This window comes from Fictibacillus nanhaiensis (assembly GCF_036213205.1).
Classification (GTDB): Bacteria; Bacillota; Bacilli; order Bacillales; family Fictibacillaceae; genus Fictibacillus; species Fictibacillus nanhaiensis_E.
Genome location: NZ_JARMFC010000033.1, coordinates 1 through 15,057, shown reverse-complemented (window position 1 = coordinate 15,057; position 15,057 = coordinate 1). Strand labels below are relative to the sequence as shown.

At 42.9% G+C, this 15,057-nt stretch carries 13 protein-coding genes; 1 reads left to right on the top strand and 12 read right to left on the bottom strand.

Going from position 1 to position 15,057, the window contains the following annotated elements; translation table 11 throughout:
* Nucleotides 1-115 precede the first annotated feature (115 nt).
* The gene (locus tag P4V41_RS20505) at nt 116-643 is read left to right on the top strand and encodes a hypothetical protein (protein WP_328087003.1); all 528 of its coding nucleotides are present in this window, start codon (nt 116-118) and stop codon (nt 641-643) included.
* 21 nt (nt 644-664) lie between these two features.
* Here the strand turns inward: P4V41_RS20505 and P4V41_RS20500 are convergent, their stop codons facing one another.
* The 12 genes from P4V41_RS20500 to P4V41_RS20445 form a co-directional block, all read right to left on the bottom strand.
* A complete protein-coding gene (locus P4V41_RS20500; RefSeq protein WP_328087002.1) occupies nt 665-856 on the bottom strand; it encodes a hypothetical protein in 192 nt (63 codons plus the stop codon).
* 537 nt (nt 857-1,393) lie between these two features.
* Nucleotides 1,394-1,900: a hypothetical protein gene (locus P4V41_RS20495; RefSeq protein WP_328087001.1), complete on the bottom strand. Its 507-nt coding sequence runs from the start codon at nt 1,898-1,900 to the stop codon at nt 1,394-1,396.
* A 13-nt stretch (nt 1,901-1,913) separates the two neighbouring features.
* Nucleotides 1,914-2,939 (bottom strand): bifunctional lytic transglycosylase/C40 family peptidase, encoded by a 1,026-nt coding sequence (locus P4V41_RS20490; protein ID WP_328087000.1) that lies wholly within the window; start codon nt 2,937-2,939, stop codon nt 1,914-1,916.
* 18 nt (nt 2,940-2,957) lie between these two features.
* Nucleotides 2,958-4,829 carry a CD3337/EF1877 family mobilome membrane protein gene (locus tag P4V41_RS20485; RefSeq protein ID WP_328086999.1) on the bottom strand — a complete coding sequence of 624 codons (1,872 nt, stop codon included), beginning with the start codon at nt 4,827-4,829 and terminating at the stop codon, nt 2,958-2,960.
* 13 nt (nt 4,830-4,842) lie between these two features.
* Nucleotides 4,843-5,274 carry a hypothetical protein gene (locus tag P4V41_RS20480; RefSeq protein WP_328086998.1) on the bottom strand — a complete coding sequence of 144 codons (432 nt, stop codon included), beginning with the start codon at nt 5,272-5,274 and terminating at the stop codon, nt 4,843-4,845.
* Complete coding sequence (locus P4V41_RS20475; RefSeq protein ID WP_328086997.1) at nt 5,274-7,712, bottom strand: ATP-binding protein; 2,439 nt, start codon at nt 7,710-7,712, stop codon at nt 5,274-5,276. The genes P4V41_RS20480 and P4V41_RS20475 overlap by 1 nt, the downstream gene beginning before the upstream one ends.
* Before the next feature lie 11 nt (nt 7,713-7,723).
* On the bottom strand, nt 7,724-8,110 hold the full coding sequence (locus tag P4V41_RS20470; RefSeq protein WP_328086996.1) for a TcpE family conjugal transfer membrane protein: 387 nt from the start codon (nt 8,108-8,110) through the stop codon (nt 7,724-7,726).
* On the bottom strand, nt 8,107-8,340 hold the full coding sequence (locus P4V41_RS20465) for a TcpD family membrane protein (RefSeq protein ID WP_066394966.1): 234 nt from the start codon (nt 8,338-8,340) through the stop codon (nt 8,107-8,109). Before P4V41_RS20465 ends, P4V41_RS20470 begins: the two co-directional genes overlap by 4 nt.
* A 4-nt stretch (nt 8,341-8,344) precedes the next feature.
* Nucleotides 8,345-9,322, bottom strand: a complete 978-nt coding sequence (locus P4V41_RS20460; RefSeq protein WP_328086995.1) for a conjugal transfer protein — start codon at nt 9,320-9,322, stop codon at nt 8,345-8,347.
* Complete coding sequence (locus P4V41_RS20455; protein ID WP_328086994.1) at nt 9,297-11,264, bottom strand: type IV secretion system DNA-binding domain-containing protein; 1,968 nt, start codon at nt 11,262-11,264, stop codon at nt 9,297-9,299. The genes P4V41_RS20460 and P4V41_RS20455 overlap by 26 nt, the downstream gene beginning before the upstream one ends.
* On the bottom strand, nt 11,224-11,994 hold the full coding sequence (locus P4V41_RS20450; RefSeq protein ID WP_328086993.1) for a hypothetical protein: 771 nt from the start codon (nt 11,992-11,994) through the stop codon (nt 11,224-11,226). Before P4V41_RS20450 ends, P4V41_RS20455 begins: the two co-directional genes overlap by 41 nt.
* Nucleotides 11,995-12,713: 719 nt before the next feature.
* Nucleotides 12,714-14,234 carry a primase C-terminal domain-containing protein gene (locus P4V41_RS20445; protein ID WP_328086992.1) on the bottom strand — a complete coding sequence of 507 codons (1,521 nt, stop codon included), beginning with the start codon at nt 14,232-14,234 and terminating at the stop codon, nt 12,714-12,716.
* Nucleotides 14,235-15,057: the final 823 nt, after the last annotated feature.

The following is a 15,057-nucleotide window of genomic DNA, read 5'->3' as shown; positions in this document are numbered from 1 at the left end:
AAGGATATAAACCATATTTTCAATTATTTTACAATAAGACTAGTAATCTCTTATTCCTATATGTATAATATTGGTGTTAATGTAAATAAATTCATTTAACAGAAAGGAGAACTTAATGAAGTTTTTAAAGATTATTTTGGTTATGAGTTTAACAATGACCTTATTCGTAAGTACTTCAGCAGGTTTAGCAAGTGCAAGTACAATTACGATTGAGGAAGAACAAGTACAAGTAGAAGATCTAGCTGAAAAACTAGAATATTTGTTTGAAGAAGCTGCTCTAACAGACATTAGTGGAAATGTAATTGGCTTTGATTTTGAGAAAGTTGAGGAAAAGTATGGTACTAGTCCAGAATTGGAACAATTAAAACTAGAAATGACGGCTAAACCTCAAGTAGTAGACAAAAACGGGCCTCAAAAATCAGCCGCGGTAGACCGTTGCATAAATAAAAAAATAAAAAATAATATTGGTGAATTTTTAACACTACAATTCATAAGTACAGTTGTTACATATATAGTAGAAAAGAAATATGAGAAAGCTGCAAAAAAACTTATTGCTGCTGGTGTTAGAGGAAATGCAATATCCCTGGCAGTACAACTTGGTTATTACTATACGACGTGTGTTTATCAAGAACATGGCTGGTAAAAATAAAATTCGATCACATAATTATGTGATCGAATTTTTATTATCTTTATTCTTAGGTTTTCCCCACTCAAGAAAGGATACTACTGCCGCAAACATTAATGGCATTATTATATTTTCAGCCCACTCTAATTTATCATGAACAATAAAATCATAAACCATTAAACTAATATATACAGCTAAAAAATAAATCAAGCTTTTCTTTAACCAGCCCATTGGAACCTCCAATCAATCTTTTATTTCAATTGTCCTTTATGCTTACATACTCATTTGAAAATTATACTATAATTACCAAATTTTTTCACCTTAAATTTGAACTAAACTAAGACTGTTTTTAGTATTAACTTTGTGAGTTTAATTATATTTATTAGAAGCCACACTTACCCGTATTCCTATCTCATCCAAATTGATTTTTATGTGTCAGTGGAGTTTTTTCACAAGTATCTCTTTATAAAAATCAATGTATTGTATGTACCTTTACCTATCTTACTAGCACCTATCCATTTTCTAAGTAAATCAATAATAACTGCTTTTTGACCTTTATGTTACCATTAATTTGTTCAGCAGATTCAATTTCTTTTTATCTTGTGACAGAATTGAATTGTCACATATAATTTTTAGTAATCGGATTAATAATAATCACTTGGCACATTCACCTAACTTGATCCAATACCTAAAGCCTCAAAATTAAAACACTGCTCTCGGAATTAGTATTTTAATTAACACATATTTGTATATGTTGTTATATATGTTTTAAACAACATATATGTCTTGTATTTTCCAACCTTCTCCCCCTACATAGATTAATTCAGTCTTAACCACCATTTTCTCTGTTGATCCTACATCGTTATAGTCTGTTGTCACTTTGAATTCATTTAGAAACTCGATTTCAGTTTTAGACACTTCATGTTTGAAGAGTTTGATGTTCCCGATAGAAGACGAAACGTCTTCTTTTGATTGAGGTAATCCGTTACCTGAAGGATGAGTGGCTCTAAAGCCTGATGCGGTCATAAGGGGTTTGATGTTCTGATACCGCTCACTCGGATTGTCATACGTGAAGAAAGACTTTAAAAACTTCCTGTTCACTTGTTCCGCTTGAGATGGCTCGATATGAGAGAACGCTTCTATTTGTTGTTTGTAATTCTCCTGGTTGGCTCGTACATCAGAGAGCTGACTTCTCAGACTGAACACATATAGGATAACAAGCACCATCATGATGATGCCTGCAAACATGAGAAAAAATGACGTTCTTCGTTCCATGTCTCAACCCTCCTTATAATACGCGTCGGTATCCTAAGAACGGATACAGCTGTTTCCACTCGGTAACGGATGAATACTCCACTCCGTTGTCATTCGCATTGATAAACTGATCGTTTCCTACATACATCCCCACATGACTCGCACCCGCTTTATACGTAGAGAAGAAGACGAGATCCCCTGGTCTGATTTCCTCCTCTGACACGGGAACCGTCACATCGTATTGAGTCTGAGCTGTCCCGTTTAACGGTTTCCCGTTCAGTCCGAATGCGTATTCTAACAGTCCTGAACAATCAAACCCTCCTGCAGCGGGTTTTCGTCCTCCCCATACGTAAGGAAACCCAAGATAGTTTTTCATCACGTTATGTACGCGTTCTACATCGAACGCTTGGTTTCCGTTTGAGACTGTCGGACCACTTCCGTTCACATAACGAAGCACATGGTCCACGTAATGAACATCACCATAACTCTCCCAACCTTGTTTAGCTGCCATCATTTTACTAAAGTCAGTGGCGACTTCTTTCGAGTACCCGCCGTTTTCTTTCGCGTACGGGATGAATCCCGCTCCAAAGTTATATGACTGAAGTGCGATCTTGATATCACCGTCCGATTGCTTCAACACATCCGCAAAGTACTTGACCCCCGCTTGTATCGAGTACTCTGGGTCGATCAATGCTCCACGTGGTAACCCTAATGATTCAGACGATTGCATCACGTCCAGATGCCGACCTCCTGATTCTTGTTGGACTAGAGCGAGTAAAAGACCCACTTGTTCAGAGATCCCTTCTTTCTCCGCATACTTTCGTATGAGTGGTTCCCACCGTAACACTTCTTTGGTGATCTGTGCGTTCCCGTCCATTGACGGGCTATAAAAGTCTTCATCTAGATCTTTATCCCCACCAAGTGATAGCGCGACAAATAGCGCGATACCGATCAGACTCGTAAGAAGTAGAACACCAAGAAGAAGGAGCCATGTGGTGGGTCTTGTTAAAAGATATGCTTTGATCGAACGTTTGGCGGTCTTACGTAACACACTTTGCATGTAAAACTCCTCCTATCCTCAGTGTCTGCCTTCACTTCGCCTCTTCTCATTATTAATTTCTTGAAGCTTCCTCGCATCGATCTGCTTTTGTGCCTCATACCGGGTGATATGCTTCACACTTCGAGCACTGCTCTGTTGTGGTCTCTCTTCACGTACCACATAGTTAGCCCTTTTGGGTTCTGTTCTCTTATCACTCACCGTTCCAGGGTTACGGTAAGCAGATGCCGTCTGATTCGCAACCTTCGGCGTTAGGTGTTGCTCGGTCTTTCTTTGTTGAGTTTCTTTTTCGCTCTTTTTATCTTGTTTATAATCTTTTAAACTCACAACACCAAAGAGACTCTTTCTGGCCGAACTAGTTGCCGCGACTTCTTTATTTCCTTGTCCCTGATCGAAGAGGACACGTTTACTAAAACCGGGTTCTCTTTTGTCTGACTGATTGCTATAGGAGTCAGTACGGTATGTTTCCTGGTTCGTCATGCGTTGTTCATTGCTGCTCTTGTGTTTCGACTGATGGTTTCGACCGTGCGATTTATTCCCCGTCATCCGTTTAGCCACACTATATCCTTTTTCACCAACTTCTCCTGCAGCACTCGCTGCTTGAAACGTCATACGTTCTGCGATCTGTTGACCTTGCACCATCCCGCTTGAAGCCACTTCAAAGATCTCAGAACGATACTTCATAAGTCCCCAGATGATGAGGACAATCAAAAACACGACGAACGCGTATCCTTCGATGCCGTTTGATATCTTTACAGATTCATAGACTAAAGTGGCCATGCCCGTGATGACAGACGTGAGTAACACGAGTCCACCTTTCATCAGCAACACACCGATGATCTTTTTAAAGTGATTAAGTGCCGTCTCACTGAAACTCGGAATGAGTGAGAGAATGAGTGGTATAGCCGTGAAGATCACAAGCGCTAAAAACCACACCTGCAATAGAAACTTAAAACTAGACAACAAGATGACCGGTATCGCGAGACTGAACGTCGAGATGATCGTAATGATAAGGTAGCCGAACCGCTCCCCGCTATACTCCGGTGACATTTGTTTATTCTCGAAATCTCTAACTTCTCGTTCTACTATTTGACCTCGAGCATCTTTCCCCTCTTCATTGTAAGGTTTAATCTTTAGTAGATTTTCTAACCTATTAGGGTCTTCTTTATTTACCTCTTCTTCTTTCGTTGTACCATAGTTTAGTAGGGTGTATGGTCGTTTCACCATGAGGTTGAAGAGCTGATTCTGCAACACTGCAGTTCCTTCTTGTGCACTGAATGATTCGTCGCCATCTATGGTTTCTGACGTAAGAAGAACATTAGCCGAACTCGCGATTCCTTCGATGTCTGAGCCCCATTGGTTCAACTGCTGGATATTCCCTGTCGTATCTTCATAAAACCAGAACGTGAAGACCATGATGACGAGTGCTCCGATTATGGCTTTGATGGCATGTCCGCTCTGCTGGTTCACATAATACCGATAAGCAGCTGTTCCACCGACGATAATGATGAAAAGCGATAAAAACGTACTCACCATGATGGTATAGATTCGTTCACTCATCTCACCCGCACTCTTTACCATAATTGAGATGAGGTCAAAACTCATGAGCTGGTTAACGGCATATAAGGTGAACGACGAGATCACTTTATTAAAGCTCCATAATCCTGCATTGATGGAGTGAAGTGCTCGGTCTCCTGTTGCTTTGATACCGTCGTCAATATCCGCTTCTAACTTATAGTTGTCGAGCGGGTAATGACTCTGTTCTAGTTCGATTCTTCCGATCTTTTCGATCTTCTTCTCTATCGTCGGTGAGGGGTCGTTGGCGTTCGTACTACTCGGTAGAAGAAGAAACAAAAATACGAAGGCGATTAAGATTCTTTTAAGGTGGTGCATCAAAACCCCTCCCTTAATCTTTACAATGAATACACGTTTCTAACTCATACTTATCTCTGATATCCTCACGGTCGATCTTCATGCTCTTATCCACATCGATCCTCCACTCTTCTCCTTTTTCACGAATGAGAAGTTCATTTTCTACTGTGTTCTCACCATTAGGGTTGCGAAATGTCGTCATCACATAATACTGATCCGATTCATTAGTTGGATAGATTTCGTATTGTATATCTTTGTATGCAAGACCGGAATTGATCTTTTTGGTCGTTTTATTAACTTCGTAAGATCCATCTTTAAATAATAGTTTTTGTTGTTCATCATAATCTCTGTCAAAATAGGCTTTCTCCCAATCATAAGCGACTTTAGCGATGTCTTCGGGTTCTGTTCCGCTACAGCCTACTAATAGGAGTAGAGTTAGTGGTAGTATGAGATACGTTTGTTTCATCAGATGAAAGCCTCCTCTGTTTCCCGTCTTCCTTTATCCTCTTCTTTTGTGTTGAAAGCGTCTTTCCATTCGTTGAACGGTACATCGATCTGGATCTTTGCCGTGCGACCATAGATGTCTTCCATCACACACTGTCCTTCACTCAAGTTCTTTAACAGCTCTCGGTTCTCTTTGTTGTCTTCGATGCCAAGAAACTCGATGATGTTCCCCGCTTCTTCAATCGTCTTCGCTTTGAACGAGAACTTGGTCCCGATTCCTTCTTTCACGTCGGCACGGTTATAATCAACGGTTGATTGTGTGACGATATAGACGGCAGATCGTAGAGAACGACCCGTACGAAGCATCTCTTTAATGAGTTTATGACCCTGACCGGTGTTTGTTAACATCCACGCTTCTTCAAAGATCGTGATCTTCGTCTGCGAATCATCTCGAGCGAACTTGGTCGCGAACTTCGCGAGCGGAATCATGAGTGCGACCGCAATATGTTCATCACGTGTAGCGGGTTTTTCTCCGTCTTCTGGAAGCGTTAAGTTTTGAATCTGTAGAATGTTCACTTGTTCTTTTAAGGAGATACCAGACACGTCTCCATTTGAGAACATGAGTTTCGCGACACCGTTCGTTCCCACTTCATATAGTAAGTCGCCTACGTTCTTTACTTCTTTATCTTCAGACGACTGAAGGTACTTGACGACCTTTAACAGTCCCGGTTTCCGTTCTGTTGTTAACACATGGCGTACCCCTTTATAGATGGCGGTCTTGATGTTTCTCTCCTGACTCTGAAGTTCTGCTAAGTATTCAAGAATCGCGACCGCTGTATCATGCGCTTCTTCTCCCTCTAAAAAGGTGAGCGGGTCAAGTTTACCAGCGTCACGCTTATCACTTGAGAACGTGATATAGTTGAAGCTCTCTATAAGATCAGCGAACGGTGATTGTTCTTCTCCGATCGTCGCTTTAAACTTCTTTTCGACTTCGTTCTTGGGATCCGTCATCAGGATCTTTGCGCCGAAGAAGATCGCATTTAACAAGATATCCTTCAACAAAAATGATTTCCCCATCCCGGTCGGTCCTGAGATCGTCACGTGAGGTGACGAGTATTTAGACCCTTTTAAACCGAGCTGACCTAGAAACGGATGATAAAAGACTAAAAAGGGTGAGTTCTCGACCGTTTCTCCTGGACTCGTGATGTCTTTACCGAGATAGAAACCGACCGTGTTCCCGACTTTACGGGTGAGTGAGAAGAGCGAATCGCTGAAAGATTCTGGTGTTAAGATCTGTTCCCAGTCGGGTACTACTAAGTCGGCTCCTGGTATAGACTGATGAAAAAGAAGCAGTTGATCAGCGAGCGGCTGCAACACCTCCACGCCTCGATCTTTAAACGCTCGTTTAAGACGAGTCACCCGACTTCGGCACTCACTCTTCGAGATCCCCCACACGACGAAGTGCGTATACGTGCGAAGAAGCGGTTTTCCTTGGTTCTTGATGTCGTTCTCTAACTCATGAAGAAGCGTTCTTCCAGAGTTGATGAGAGAGTCTTCGTCTTCATTTGCTTGTAACAGCTGTGAGTCTTGATCACGAAACCTTCTTTTGATCTTGTTCGTCTCGCTATAATCGTCTTTTTTCTCCCTATAGTGGGTTCTGATATGCACTTCCACCGGAAACCCGAGCTCTTGAAAGAAATACGACCACGCCCGTCCGTTCATATCGACCGGAAACTCGGTCACAGGTAGAAACGCACAATAACTCTCATCCTCTAACTGTTGAATTCGGATGAACCCGGCGTCAGACTGATGAAGAATTCCTTCTGTTAGAGACGTGATCGATTCGTCATCTTCTCTCTCAATCTTCATCCCACGCGTAAAGAAGTGGCGAAAAAGGTAGTGAAGTTCTTCTCTTTTTGCTCTTGTTGCTGGTAAGTAGGACGAAAGGGTCGCGAACGCACTCTCTTCACTCTCTTTATACTGATTCAGTAACTCATGATCGATCCCGTTATAACCAGAGAGTCGCTGCACGTAACGGTTCAGTCCTTTTAGGGAGCGAATAGTGGTCCCGAGAATGTTACCTTGTTCGTTCTCATTACGTTCTAGCTTGATACCAACAAAGAACTTGTACTCGACCGTATCTTTCGCTTCTTCGATCAGGATGTCTCGTAACCGCTCACTGTAATAAGAACCGACTGACGCATATTTACCCTCGTATTGATTCTGTAGTTTAGAAATTCGGGCCTCGATATCGACGGGTACCGGAAGGATCTTATAGTCGATCTCTAGGAATCCTGACAGCTGCCACGCGAGCTTTTCTAATCGGTACACCAAGTTCTCTAGTGCTTCTTGTTCGTTGATTCCGACCGTGTTCTCAAACACGCGGTAATAACTCCAGATGTCTTCACTCTTTGTGATCACAAGATTGTTCTCTATTCTGTGGATCGGAAACTGCAGCACATCATATCACCTCAACTTTTAAAAGGTTCGTATCGAGTAGAGACGGAATAATTCGAATCCACTCTTCTCCCGCTACAATAACTCTCTCGTTTATGAAGCGAGTACCGAAACAGTCCTGATACAAAACGATCCAACCGTTTGCCGTCCATCCTCGCTCGGCAGAGAAGTCCTGACGTCATCCAAGGCACGACTGTGTAGAACGCGAGCGTGAGAGACGAGGGAAGGAATGAACTGAGCGTGTTTCGAAACAACAACAGGATACTGAGTATGAGGATTGCGACCACGATCTGGCGTATTTCGATGCCTTTTGAGAAGACGAGTCCGCGATCTCCTTTACCCAGGCTGTACACCTTGATCGGATAACGCCACATCTTTCGGTAACTATAACTCCGCCTCATGAGAGGCCTCCGTTCTTCACACCATCCCATAACGCTTTAGCGATGCCTTCAAACTCACCAGGATTCGCGACGATCACATAACAGACGACCGCGAAGATGAAGCTTGAGAAGAACTGGCCCCATCGTTGTGAGATAAACGCGCGAACGATCATTACGATCATGATGATGAAGAGTACGGCTGCCACTTGCGTCGACACATAATCTGTCAGTCCAGTAAGATCTGGTAACATAATTTTACCCTCCTATCGAATGAAGTAGTTTTTTTACGTAGAACTTGTTCTGTTTTTTCTCAACTAATATCGAGAACGGCTGCTTCGTCACGATCCCCGTCTCCCCGTCTTCTAAAAGGACGAGCGTTTTGATGAGGTACGTGTTTTTTTCACTGTCGTACACCTTAAAGTTCTCTACCCCTCTATACTGATACAGATCTTTCAGTGACTCTGGTGTTTCCATGAGGTAGCTCATCTCACTCACCGTGTTCTCGGTGTAAGACGTGAAGAACTGGGTCGCAAATCTTTTTAGTTCATCTTCTTGTTTAAGGTTCTTCTTGCTGTCGTCCTCACCGTTCTTAACGGCAGAGAGTCTCGTATCATTTGGAACGTTCGAAAAATAAGGCTGTTCAATCACGTTAAAGTTCTGACCGTCTGTTCCAACCAGTACCGTAATCATCACTTTCTTAGCAAGAGGCGTGACAGAGATCTTCTTTTCCCCCTTTTTCAGAAGAGGTGGTGTTTTTAATGTTTCATATGAAACATTGTAGGTATAGTAAGCGCTTTCACCCTTTCCTCTCCTTTCATGAAGAGAAATGCTAGTTAGTTTTCTTTCTCCTTTAAAGTTCGTGTTGTTCTCGATATCCTGTAATGTGAGACCTTCTGCGAGATAACGACTCAAATCCTCACTTCGTTTCTTTCGTTCTTCTTCTGTGACTGGGATATTAATGAAAGATTTCACGAACTCTTCCGTGTACGCTTCACCTGCAGGTGAGGTGATGAAACCTTCATCTACCATTTTTTCTAGCTCTTGTTCCGTTGAATCTTGATAGCCGTTCACTTTTTCGTTTAAAAACGCGGTACGAAGATACGACTGAGTGGTGATGAAGAGTATTGCAAGAACACCCATCCAAAAGAGAAAGCTCACCACACTTCTTGAGTTCATTCGAGCCGATGGTACACGTCTTTTCTTACGTTTAAGGATAGAGAATAGATTTTTCACTGTTCAGTCCTCCTAGATCTAGCGCGTTTCTCACGTACACACGCCTAAAATAGGTGTCGCCGAGTCCTTCTTCGACCATCTTTCGGTTGATGAAGATCTCTCCGATCTGTAGGTTCTTGATCTCACGTGGGTTCGCTTTAAACCGCTCTACGTCTCGAACGGTCCCCATATCTGCTTCCCGGCGGAGTCGGTTGTTCTTCCTCTCCACCTGTTGCGTCACTTCTTGATCTTGATACGTTCCGAACACTTCTGCGATCCTCTCCGCGTCTTTTGCGGAGTTCACGCGACCCGTTGCGATGCTGTTACAGTTCGATATAATCTGTTCAGTCATCACAGGATCTACACTATCAATGTCAGATAACGTCTGGGTAGAGATGATGCATTCGAACCCGGCTGAACGTGACTTGTTCACGATATCGACCATCCGACGATCACCATACGCACTGAATTCGTCATACACCGCGAATATCGCTTGTCGTCCCTTCGCTTGTCTGTGAGCGACGAGCGAGTTCACGTCGAGGATCACGAGCTTTCCGATCCGCTTGATATAATCGGCATAACGGCTGCCAGAGACCGAAAAGATGACCACGTTGTTGTTCTCTGTGATGGTTCGAAGATCGATGCCGTCCTCCTTCTCCGTGAACAGGTGACCCAGATCACTCTCGATCAGTTCACCAAGCTGCATACGAAGCCGTGTGAGGCAACTCTCTACGATCTCGCTCGGAAACTCGTCATCGAGCGTATTTTTTATTCTTTGTAACTTCTCATTCAGGACCGATATCTTTACGTTTCTTGTTTGTGTGATCACTTTCGTCTCTTTTTGTTTTGGCGTTCCTGTGAAGTCGTCCAGATCGTCCTGTGGTGGTTCTACTTCAATCGTTGTCTCATATTCTTCTGAGATCTCTTGTTCCGTTGTCTTCTGTTGAAACAACTTTTTGGTCTGACTTAAATTGGTGAGTTTCGTGATGGTGTGTAGATCGCGAGTCTCGTCACACTCGTCGATGAGCTTGATGATGAGCTGTAGGTAGCGTGAGGCGATATCCGTATAGTACGCACCGTCTCCTTCACTTGAAAAAGAGAAGAGTGACATGAGTTTGTCCCTCGTTTCGGTCGGTGTGCCGTTTTTTATCGGATTGTAGGTGTGGTGGTCGGATTCAGAAAAGAGATACACCTCTTTTCCATAGGCTTCGGCTAATGCTTTGAACTCGAGCATCGATTTACGTTCGCCTTTACCGTCAAAGAAGATGACGGGCTTGTTCTGTTTTAACGCGCTCTCCATGATCGAAGCGATGAGGGTCGTCTTCCCTGTCCCCGTACCGCCTGTCGCGAGCATATGATAGTTCATCTCATGAGGTTTTAGTTCTAAGTGTTCTCCGGTGTCTGTGTACCCGATGAACGGTGACTGTTTCTCTGTAGTTCGGTACTGAAGCTGTTTCTGAGATAGAAAACTCACTCGTTTGTCACGAAAACGCTTGTAACGTCCTTCGTCTTTTCTTCTTTTCACCTCTTCAGACTTTGTGGTGATTCGTCTTTTGAAGAAGTATGTGCCATAGATGTAATACAGAAAGCCAAAGATCAATGAAAGAGCAAGCACACTCAGATAACTCGCAGGTGAAACAGAAAAGGATTTGTTATTGTTAAACAACTGTTCAACGAGATGAGTCACGAACGGTACGTTTACGCCGGAAAGTACACCAAGATAACTGAGAAGCGTTTCAGAGGCGTACAGAATCATCAGAATGATACAGCCTGTAATCAAACAAAGATAAGCGTATAGATCTCGTTTTATCGTGTAGAGAAGAAAGAACGGTAACAACCCTGTTACTGCAGGTACGATGAAGAATAGGATCAGTACGCCTACACACAGGTAGAGAACCAGGTCTCCGATCATTCGATCAGTGTCACTTTGCGGTTGTTCCCGACTCTCCATCAGAGGTTCCAACGTTCGTCACCTCCTCCCACTTGTCGTTAAGAATCGCATCTGGGATATCTTTCACTAAGATCCGATGACCGTTCGTGAGATCGCTGCTCATCCGGTTGATCGTGTTTCTGATGTGACCGGTATGCGTGAAATAGAACACGTTGTCGTATTCACCTTCACTTAACACTCGTTCAAACATTCTAAACTTATCTCGATACCTTTTGTTCTCTTTCTTCGTGAGTTCGAGTTCGATCCAGATCCGGTTCACAGAATCATCACTTCTTTTCACAAAAAAGAGGGCGTCTGGTATCCGGTCTCGTCGGTTGTTGTAGTTCCGAAGTTTCTCTTGGTTCGACCCTTGTCCGACAATCCTATACCGCAGTTCACGTTCCGTATGATACGAGAACGGTATCCCCTTCTGTTTGAACTGATACTCATAAAACAACAGAAGATCTGTTAAGAGAAGTGTATGCTGCGCCGTGTTTAGACTCACAGACTTCGGTACCGTCACTTCCGCTTCCACTTGCTGCCGAGCTTCTGTCGTGGCGTAATACACGCCGAGTCTAGATGCGATCCGTTTGTTCACAAGATAACCTTGGTTCGTTAGTTTCTGAAGTCGCCGATACGCTTGGTTCACATGATTTTCTTGAAACTTCAACATCACTTGTTTATGCGTCACGATGCCGTTTCTTAAGATAAACGTCAGGTACTCCACATCTTTTGGTTGTAACGTACTGTACTTGTATAACACGTTCCACCACCTTACTGATATGAAATGTTCTACACTAGATCAGCTGCTCACTATTCCTAACATCACTGAAAACACATTCTAAGATTACTTGCCGCACTTGAACTACCCTCCACTTACTTGAACTTGAACTGCTGGTTTTTGCTTTTGATGTTTATCACTTGAACTACTTTCTCTTGACCTTATTATTATTTTTCCCTAACTTTCTTCCCACCTCCCACACTCAACCTCTTACTCTTTTATTCTCATACTCTTCTTTTCCGGCTTCTCTTTTTAACGAGTCGTCCAAGACCTCATAGTCACATGTACGTTGTGGGTATGAGGTCTTGGATGCGGGACGAGAAAAAAGAGAAATGCCGGAATCTCCTTGTATCATTGCATTCTTACTCATAATCGAACCCATAATACACCGTGAAAAAACACCAACTCTCCTACGCTCTCGATTATGGCCTCGATGAAATCTGATCTAGTTGCCTGCAGATTACACTAAAGAACGCACGTTTGGCAATAGATACACTGGAAAATATAACTAAACTACTATCAGAATTTTCTTACAATAATATTATCTTACTACAAATCTCTATAATTTCACGTACCAGAACCCTTCTCCTCTAACTCTTTAACTACTCCCTCTCACTCCATTATTCTGCAATAACCCTGAAGATCCTAAGAGAGCAGACAGGAGAATTTTGATATGTATTGGCACACTGGCTCATTTAATGTCAACCCGACCGACTTCTTGGTAGCGAACCGTTTATCAGAAATGGAACCGTTGTTTTATCGTTCTGGTTGATCCCGATGAATGCTTGATCACGCTTTGGCAACAGGTCTATAAACGCCAGCTGCGCTTCTGGCGTTCTTTGTTGTCGCGTCTCGATCAAGTGCTGAAATAGTACGGATTTGGATGCGATCTTTGTAACCGCGTTTCGACCGCGGCCGATCGTCTGCTTGATGATTTGTTTCGACTTCTTTAACACTTCTTTTAACGTAGATAGTGCCATGCCGCAAGTTTCTGCGAGCATTCGAAGTGACCCTTCTAGGTATGGGTTCACACCTGTTGTTTTTTCTTTTAAAACCGTTAGTAGGTCACTTTCTCGTTCATCATAGTGAGAGCGTGTTCGTTCTTCGCGTGGCTTTTTAAACTTATACCACCCTTCTCGTCCTACGAACTGAGCTTGTCCATCCGTCCAGAGCTCGAGGAGGCTCTCTACATAAGAACGCTTCACTCCTTTATACTTACCAGAGTACGCACTTTTTAACGTACGTTCGAACTCTTGCTTGTTTAGTGGCTTCACCATGTTCGAGTTGAACTGATCGAGTTCATCATACGCCCCTTCTAGTTCTCTCCCGCTCTGATAGTTGGCAAGAGCGAGCGTCATGAGTGCGTTGTTACGACTTGAACCGTGGTAGCCAGAGTCGATTCGTTTTGACGTGATGAGTGCTCGGTACCAGTCAGATTGTGTAACATCGTCTTCTCTTGTTTGGTTCGAATAGATCACAGAGAACATGTTTCGCTTTTCATAGTTTACGGACCATGAGATGAGTGACGCCGTGTCAGCAGGTGTTGTGTAGTAATCGAGAACGTTCTCTTCTTTTGGGATCCGGTAAAACCCAAAAGGCACACAGTTCGTATCGACTGGTGCATAATTTTTTAGTGCACGGCGGATGTTGTTGGACAGTCTCTCTGCGATGCGTAGACTCTTGTATTGTTCTCGGTTCGTGATATAAAAAGGAGATGACAACACAAAGAACACCTGGTATCCACGAGGTGTCTGAAGCAGCAAGTTCGGACGTGGCAACCCTAACTCTTCGCACCCGATGTAAAGCGCGTAAAGATCTGCACTCTTCGTATCGATATCAAGAGAGATCACGTTGATCTGTTTGAGGTTCTCCCGCTCGTGTCCTTTGATGATACGGTTTTTAAAGTCATAATACGTGCCACCGCGAAACGTGTTTGGTGTCCAGTGTGAGAGGTGGCGATACTTCTCTTGTAAGGTCTCATAAGACGTAACGACGAGTCCTTTCCCTTCTGTGAGATCTTCTTTCGAAGACGACACGAACACAACACCACGTTTATGTGGTGCATTTTTTTCAGCTTCTGTAAAACGCACCACGTTACGAAGTGGTGCAGAAGTTCCCTTTTTCTTGTAGAGCATAAGGCTGTCATGAGTCATGAATGATAGAATATCCGGTATAGAGACAACAGAATTCTGTTTTTTATTCACGTTTTGCACCAACGACACCCTCTTTCACTCCGAATTTTTTGTTTCTCCGATAGAAAGAGCCTGTTTTTGACACAGCTCTCCCTCATCACAACGAGATGTTTCCGTTTGTTGGAGAAAGTATAACGAAGTTGCATCTTGAAAAAGGGTGTTCTCTAAGGAAAATGCACCAAACCCAAAAAGCCCCTTGAGACCATGTGGCTCAAGGGACAAAAAAAGTGGTTCTATTTTTTTATCATGCACGTTCCGCTTCTGTTTTGCACCATTACACGTAAAATGCACCACCTGAGCGTACTCTGTGTACTTTGTGATGAAGCGCCGCAAATCCTACTACATAAAGGTTTATTCTTTCTTTTAGTAAAAGACTACTACACGAGTTCCGCTCAAAATGTATACCGAAGTGGTGCATTTTTATCGCACACACTTCGCTAGATTTCGTCAGGTTTCGTTAAAACATCATTTGTAAATTGGATGGATTATCCTGTAAAACCACTGTTTTCATATGTTCCGATACTACCCAAGTTCCGCTGAAAATAAGATTTCAGTGGTGCAAGTGGTGCATTTTATGGTTCGTTTTGATACACAGGTTCCGCTCATGAAGTAGTAAAATGGTGCATAAGTGGTGCAAAATGCACCAGTGAGCGGACTGTGTGTACTAAAATGAGAAAAGTGGTGCATAGTTTTGCACCACTAAACGTTTGTCTCTGCAGGCTAATAATACTTATTATATGTAATTTCGTTCTTTAATAATTTTTTCGTTCCTCACTCTTCTTTCATAACAAACAACTTAACAACTAAATTATAACTAAAAAAAGGGACCCGTATAATTGAACTGTAACCCGAA

Bases quoted from the DNA above. Each gene is read 5' to 3' on its own strand.
- P4V41_RS20495 (WP_328087001.1), bottom strand. From the start codon at position 1,900: ATGGAACGAAGAACGTCATTTTTTCTCATGTTTGCAGGCATCATCATG.
- P4V41_RS20480 (WP_328086998.1), bottom strand. From the start codon at position 5,274: ATGAAACAAACGTATCTCATACTACCACTAACTCTACTCCTATTAGTA.
- P4V41_RS20500 (WP_328087002.1), bottom strand. From the start codon at position 856: ATGGGCTGGTTAAAGAAAAGCTTGATTTATTTTTTAGCTGTATATATT.
- P4V41_RS20470 (WP_328086996.1), bottom strand. From the start codon at position 8,110: ATGAGGCGGAGTTATAGTTACCGAAAGATGTGGCGTTATCCGATCAAG.
- P4V41_RS20485 (WP_328086999.1), bottom strand. From the start codon at position 4,829: ATGCACCACCTTAAAAGAATCTTAATCGCCTTCGTATTTTTGTTTCTT.
- P4V41_RS20465 (WP_066394966.1), bottom strand. From the start codon at position 8,340: ATGTTACCAGATCTTACTGGACTGACAGATTATGTGTCGACGCAAGTG.
- P4V41_RS20490 (WP_328087000.1), bottom strand. From the start codon at position 2,939: ATGCAAAGTGTGTTACGTAAGACCGCCAAACGTTCGATCAAAGCATAT.
- P4V41_RS20505 (WP_328087003.1), top strand. From the start codon at position 116: ATGAAGTTTTTAAAGATTATTTTGGTTATGAGTTTAACAATGACCTTA.